This is a genomic window from Brevibacterium otitidis (assembly GCF_042429315.1).
GTDB classification, from domain to species: Bacteria; Actinomycetota; Actinomycetes; order Actinomycetales; family Brevibacteriaceae; genus Brevibacterium; species Brevibacterium otitidis.
This window is the reverse complement of sequence record NZ_JBHMAU010000001.1, coordinates 1-4,875: the sequence shown is the minus strand read 5'-3', so window position 1 is coordinate 4,875 and position 4,875 is coordinate 1. Positions and strand designations below refer to the sequence as shown.

Sequence of the window (4,875 nt, the reverse complement as noted above, 5' to 3'; positions counted from 1 at the left end):
CGGCGATATGCCCAACGACATCGAGATGCTGACCTGGGCCGGCTGGGGCTACGCCATGGCCGACGGCCACCCAACCACACTCGCCGCAGCCCGCGCCGTAGCTCCGGCGGTCCATGATGGCGGGATCGCTGAGACAATCCAGGCTTTCGCAGACGCTGCGCAGCGCCGTGGATGAGGTGCCGGACACGGCCCGAGTGCAGATAGTCCGACACCCGGACAAGAGTCTTTCAGCCTGTGTTGGCTGTCCTCGCCTGCACACGTAGCTCCAGTCGGCCGGCGAAGGCCGACCTACCGCTATGGACTCGCCACCAAACTCGTGGCGATCCGTACTTCAACGGCAGGGCCGACAGTTGAGCGCCACGCCGCACATCACCGTGACATCACGGTGAAACATGTGCTGGCGTGGCGTCAACCCTGGTCTGAAAATGGCCAGCTTACCGGCGGCGGATAAGCACGAGAGTGGTCGTACCGATGAGTACAAGCACCCCTGCTAGAGCAAGTGCTCCTGCCCCTGTCCATCCAGTGCGCGGCAAAGCCGTACTACTCGGTTTTGCTGTGGGTTCTTCGCTCGGCTCTGCCGTGGGTTCTTCGCTCGGCTCTGCCGTGGGTTCTTCGCTCGGCTCTGCCGTGGGTTCTTCACTCGGCTCTGCCGTGGGTTCTTCACTCGGCTCTGCCGTGGGTTCTTCACTCGGCTCTACCGTGGGTTCTTCACTCGGCTCTACCGTGGGTTCTTCACTCGGTTCCACCGTGGGTTCTTCACTCGGTTCCACCGTGGGCTCCTCGCTCGGTTCCACCGTGGGTTCTTCACTCGGTTCCACCGTGGGCTCCTCGCTCGGCTCTACCGTGGGCTCCTCGCTCGGTGCGTACGCGAAGCGTACGTTGAACGGGTTCGGGGCCTTCTTCAGATCCATCGAGGCTCCGGTGGAGTACCACCACGGCCGCATCGACGGATCGAACCACGTGATGAACTCCCGGGGATAGGAATTCGGTGAATGGGTTTCACCGTCAACGTACTCCCGGCCGGCATACTCCGGCTCTACTCGCAGCGCCCGGATGTTGCCGTCCTGCTGCACTGCAACCGACTTGAAGGTCGCAATGGGCACACGCGAATAGCCCTGGCTGTGCAGTTCTTCTGACACCGACCAGGCGACGTCAACGCTTAGCGTGCCCGCACCCGTTTCGTCGATCGTGAGTTCCGGGTTTCCGACCGTTGTGCGCACTAAGGGCGCGAGTCCGGGATAGTGGTGGATGAGCATCCCATCGGACCACACGATGTGTGCTGCCCCGGTTTGTGGGTCGTACCAGCCGCGCCCGTCCGCTGCGAGAAAATCGTGTCCCTCCTTCTCCATCGCACCCAGCGGTTCACTCGTCCATGCCTTCATGTACTCATTGACCGACCAGCTGAACTCCGCGCCGCTGAGCTCGATGGCACTTGCCGGACCAACAGGGACCTCGGGCGCAGACGGACCTTCCCACCCCTTCTTCTCATCTGCCGGTGTTTCCGCGCCGCCCTGGCCCGGCACCTCAGGGATAGGGCTGGGCGACCCAGGCTCCCCGCGACGTTCGATGACACTCAGCCGCGTGGTGCCATACGGGTGGGTTACATAGAGCCGTCCGCCATCCGGGCTGACCCGCAGCGCACCGACATCGGCCAACGCAGCACCGGTACCTGCCGTGACCCCAAGGTCAGTGAAGTCAACTGCGGTGGAAACCTTCCAGGAGGAGGGGTCGAGCACGTCGATGCGGTTTTCAAGGTTGGGCAAGGCGTACACCTCATGGGTCTGCGGGTTGACCGCAAGGTCGTAGACGCGTTCACCCACAACGCGCGGGCTGCCGAGGTGGCGGCCGGTTGCCGCGCTGATGGTGATGAGCTTGTCATAGTCCCATCCATCGGCAATAGTGCCCTGAACTCCAACGTAGAGATGCCCGAGTTCCTCGTCGATGGCAAGGGCAGCCGGACGGCCACCGAGCGGCTCCCCGTCATAGCGGAACGCCCCGACCGGCACGGAAACCGAATCGAGCCATTGCCTAGTCACAGTGGAAAATGCGGTGATAACGCTCGCCCGTCCCTCGGTGACCCAGATGAGCTGGCGTTCCGCGTCGTAGACAGCAGCCCGGATGACGGGATATGCCTGATCGCTGACAGCGATCGGCTTCGCTGCGGTTCCGGCAACGGTGTCAACGGGTGTCAGGCCAGCATTGCTGAACACGTAGACCGTGCGGCTGCGGGGGTCCTCAACCATACCCGAGGGGTATTTCGGCAGGCCGGTGACAGTGCCGGTGAGTTCTTTCGTCTGAGCGTCGATGATGCTCAGCACTTGCGTCCGGTAATGCAGCACGTACAGGCTCTTGCCGTCAGCGCTCAACAGCAGATGCGCCGGTTCGGCTGCGTCAAGCTCGGTCGTCTGACCTGAGCTGGTGTTGGTTGCGCTGTCCAGCCACGTAACCGCACCCGGGGCGTCCGGCCCCCGGTCGACTGGAACGGCTACCTGGCCACGCGGCCCGTCGACGGCGAGGGAGCGGCTCACCTTCCCAATCTCGACAGTGCCAGCGAGTGTGTAGCGGGAAGCCGCGGAAGCTGACTGCGCACCAACGACTGGAAGCAATACCGAGCCACATGCGATGGCTGCGACGGTGAGCATACTCAGCAGCACCGACAGCAGTAAGCGGCGCCGTTGGCGGACAGGCGGACAGGCTTTGGGCACAGCATTTCTCCTTAACAAAAAAGGGCTGCCGTTGCAGGACGCAACGGCAGAGAGGAGGATGCTTAGGTTATTCTTGCCTTAGTTACTCTCGCGGTGCAAATCAGTCTGGGGGCGGCTCTCCGTGCTTGAGAGGGTCGGTGTGGTAAGCGGTGACCAATCTGCTGGTAGCCACCCCAGTGAGAGCTTCGCCCGTTCCGGGGCGGCTGCTGTGAGAGCGCTTGGGTGCTGTCCCCGGTTCCGGTAGCGCAGCCCGGTGCCACGGGCTCGGTAACGCAGCTCTTCATAATCGTGGGTGTAGTCGGGGTTTGAATCCGCCGGCCTCGTGGAGGCTGCGGGCGATGTAGTGGGTCAGGTTCCGGAAGCCCCGGGGCGATACCGCGGAGGTGTTCGAGTCGGGCGTTGATGGCCTCGGTGGGGGCTGTTGGAGGTGCCTGGCCGGTCGAAGAACGCGAGCACGTCAGCGGCGCGCCGGTTCAGGGTCCGGCCCAGGCTGCGTATCTCCACTAGTGCTGTGGGAACGCCTGTGCTGATGTCATCGATGACCTTGTTGAGCAGGTAGCGGCCGAACTTTTTGTCAGGTTGCCGGTAGGCCACCACCAGACGTTGGTAAATGCCCCAGGTGGCCTCGACCTCGCTATGCTGCTCGTCAGCGAACAGCGCTTCCAGGCGGGCAGCCTGCTTGTCGGTGAGCAGATCAACACCGGTCAGCAAGGTGCGCCTGGCCCGGTAGAGCGGATCTCCAGCACGGCCTCGATGCCCGCGGGTGGTTTGCTGAACCCGCTGCCGGCACCGGGTCAGGGCCTCCCCTGCCAGGCGGACTACGTGGAAGGGATCCATCACCGCGGTGGCATGGGCCAGTTCCTCTGCGGCAGCCGTCTTGTAGCCGGTGAACCCATCCATGGCTACGACGTCGATCTGGTCACGCCAGGCTCGGGAGCGCTCAGCCAGCCAGGTCTTGAACACCTGCTTGGAGCGGCCCTCGACCATGTCTAACAGTCGTGCCGGGCCGGTACCGTCCCTGGCCGGGGTCAAGTCGATAACCACGGTGACGTACTTGTCACCGCCTCGGGTGTGTCGCCAGCAATGCTCATCGACGCCGATCACCTCGACCCCGTCGAACCGGGCAGGGTTGTTGATCAGCATCCGCTGGCCCTCGGCCAGCACCGCGTCGTTGGCGGTGTTCCAGGCCACGTCCAGACCTTCCGCGATCCGGGCCATGCTCAAGTGCCCGATCACCAGCCCTTCCAGCGCCCACCGCAACGCCGCCCTAGACAATTTCGAACGGGGCTCGGCCGCCTTACTCAGGTCTTGTCGCCACACCCGACCGCACTCGACGCATCGATACCGCCGGACCCTCACCTGCAAGATCGTCGGGCGCCACCCCAGCGGAACATGCGACAGCCACCGCACCACAGTGCCCCGAGCTCTGCCCTGGCCTCCGCAGTCATGGCACCAGTCATCGGCGTCGACCGGCCGGCAGGCCAACACAGCACGCTCAGACTCGACACACTGCCCGGCCACCTCCAACCCGAGCCCGTCGAGCAGGCAGAAACTAGTCAGATCAGAGCAACTGAAAGTAGCGTCAAGCACGTCGAGGCCTTCCAGATCAGGCGTACAGGAACCTTCATCTTCGGAAGGCCTCGACCCCTTCAACCAGCCGCCACGCCGCAAACCCCAACAACGCTACCTACACCCTGGTTTATGAAGAGCCCCTTTGGCCTCGGCGACGAGCCTGGCTTTGGTGTCCTTGTCCTTCTCCTTGGCGACCTGCTTGCTGAACGACTTCTGCTCAGCGCGGGCCTCCTCGAACGACGTCAGCGCTGCGCGCCGAGCCTCGTCAGCGGCGAGGATCTCATCGACGAGTACACCCGCCTCGACGCGGCGAGCTGATAGATATAGAGGTACGGGCACCCCGCCTGCGGGGTGCCGGCAGCAGCACCAATTCAATGGGTGCATGCATTCGATAGGTGTACGTTTTCAATAGGTATCGGCGAGACGGGGGCCAGCAGTGAGCGAGACGAGCACACCGCAGGCACCGCATGAGCATCCGGAGAACATCCGGCTTGTGGCCAGCGATGTCGACGGCACGCTGCTGCAGCGCTTCCAGCCGATCCCCCAAGCCACCGTCGAAGCGGTCAATGCGCTCGTGGCCGCCGGTGTCGACTTCGTG

The 4,875-nt window shown here is 63.8% G+C and carries 3 protein-coding genes and 1 pseudogene; 1 reads left to right on the top strand and 3 read right to left on the bottom strand.

Annotation, left to right across the window (positions count from 1 at the left end):
- The first annotated feature begins 7 nt into the window (after positions 1 to 7).
- The gene (locus tag ACFFN1_RS00020) at positions 8 to 175 is read left to right on the top strand and encodes an HAD hydrolase family protein (protein WP_376837436.1); all 168 of its coding nucleotides are present in this window, start codon (positions 8 to 10) and stop codon (positions 173 to 175) included.
- A 259-nt stretch (positions 176 to 434) separates the two neighbouring features.
- Here the strand turns inward: ACFFN1_RS00020 and ACFFN1_RS00015 are convergent, their stop codons facing one another.
- The 3 genes and pseudogenes from ACFFN1_RS00015 to ACFFN1_RS00005 form a co-directional block, all read right to left on the bottom strand.
- The gene (locus ACFFN1_RS00015; RefSeq protein WP_376837433.1) at positions 435 to 2,528 is read right to left on the bottom strand and encodes a PT domain-containing protein; all 2,094 of its coding nucleotides are present in this window, start codon (positions 2,526 to 2,528) and stop codon (positions 435 to 437) included.
- Positions 2,529 to 2,985: 457 nt separating this feature from the next.
- Positions 2,986 to 4,295: pseudogene (locus ACFFN1_RS00010) on the bottom strand (ISL3 family transposase).
- 93 nt (positions 4,296 to 4,388) lie between these two features.
- Positions 4,389 to 4,661: a hypothetical protein gene (locus tag ACFFN1_RS00005; protein WP_376837432.1), complete on the bottom strand. Its 273-nt coding sequence runs from the start codon at positions 4,659 to 4,661 to the stop codon at positions 4,389 to 4,391.
- Between the last annotated feature and the right edge of the window lie 214 nt (positions 4,662 to 4,875).

Coding starts and splice junctions, on each gene's coding strand:
- ACFFN1_RS00020 (WP_376837436.1), top strand. CDS start 8: ATGCCCAACGACATCGAGATGCTGACCTGGGCCGGCTGGGGCTACGCC.
- ACFFN1_RS00005 (WP_376837432.1), bottom strand. CDS start 4,661: ATGCACCCATTGAATTGGTGCTGCTGCCGGCACCCCGCAGGCGGGGTG.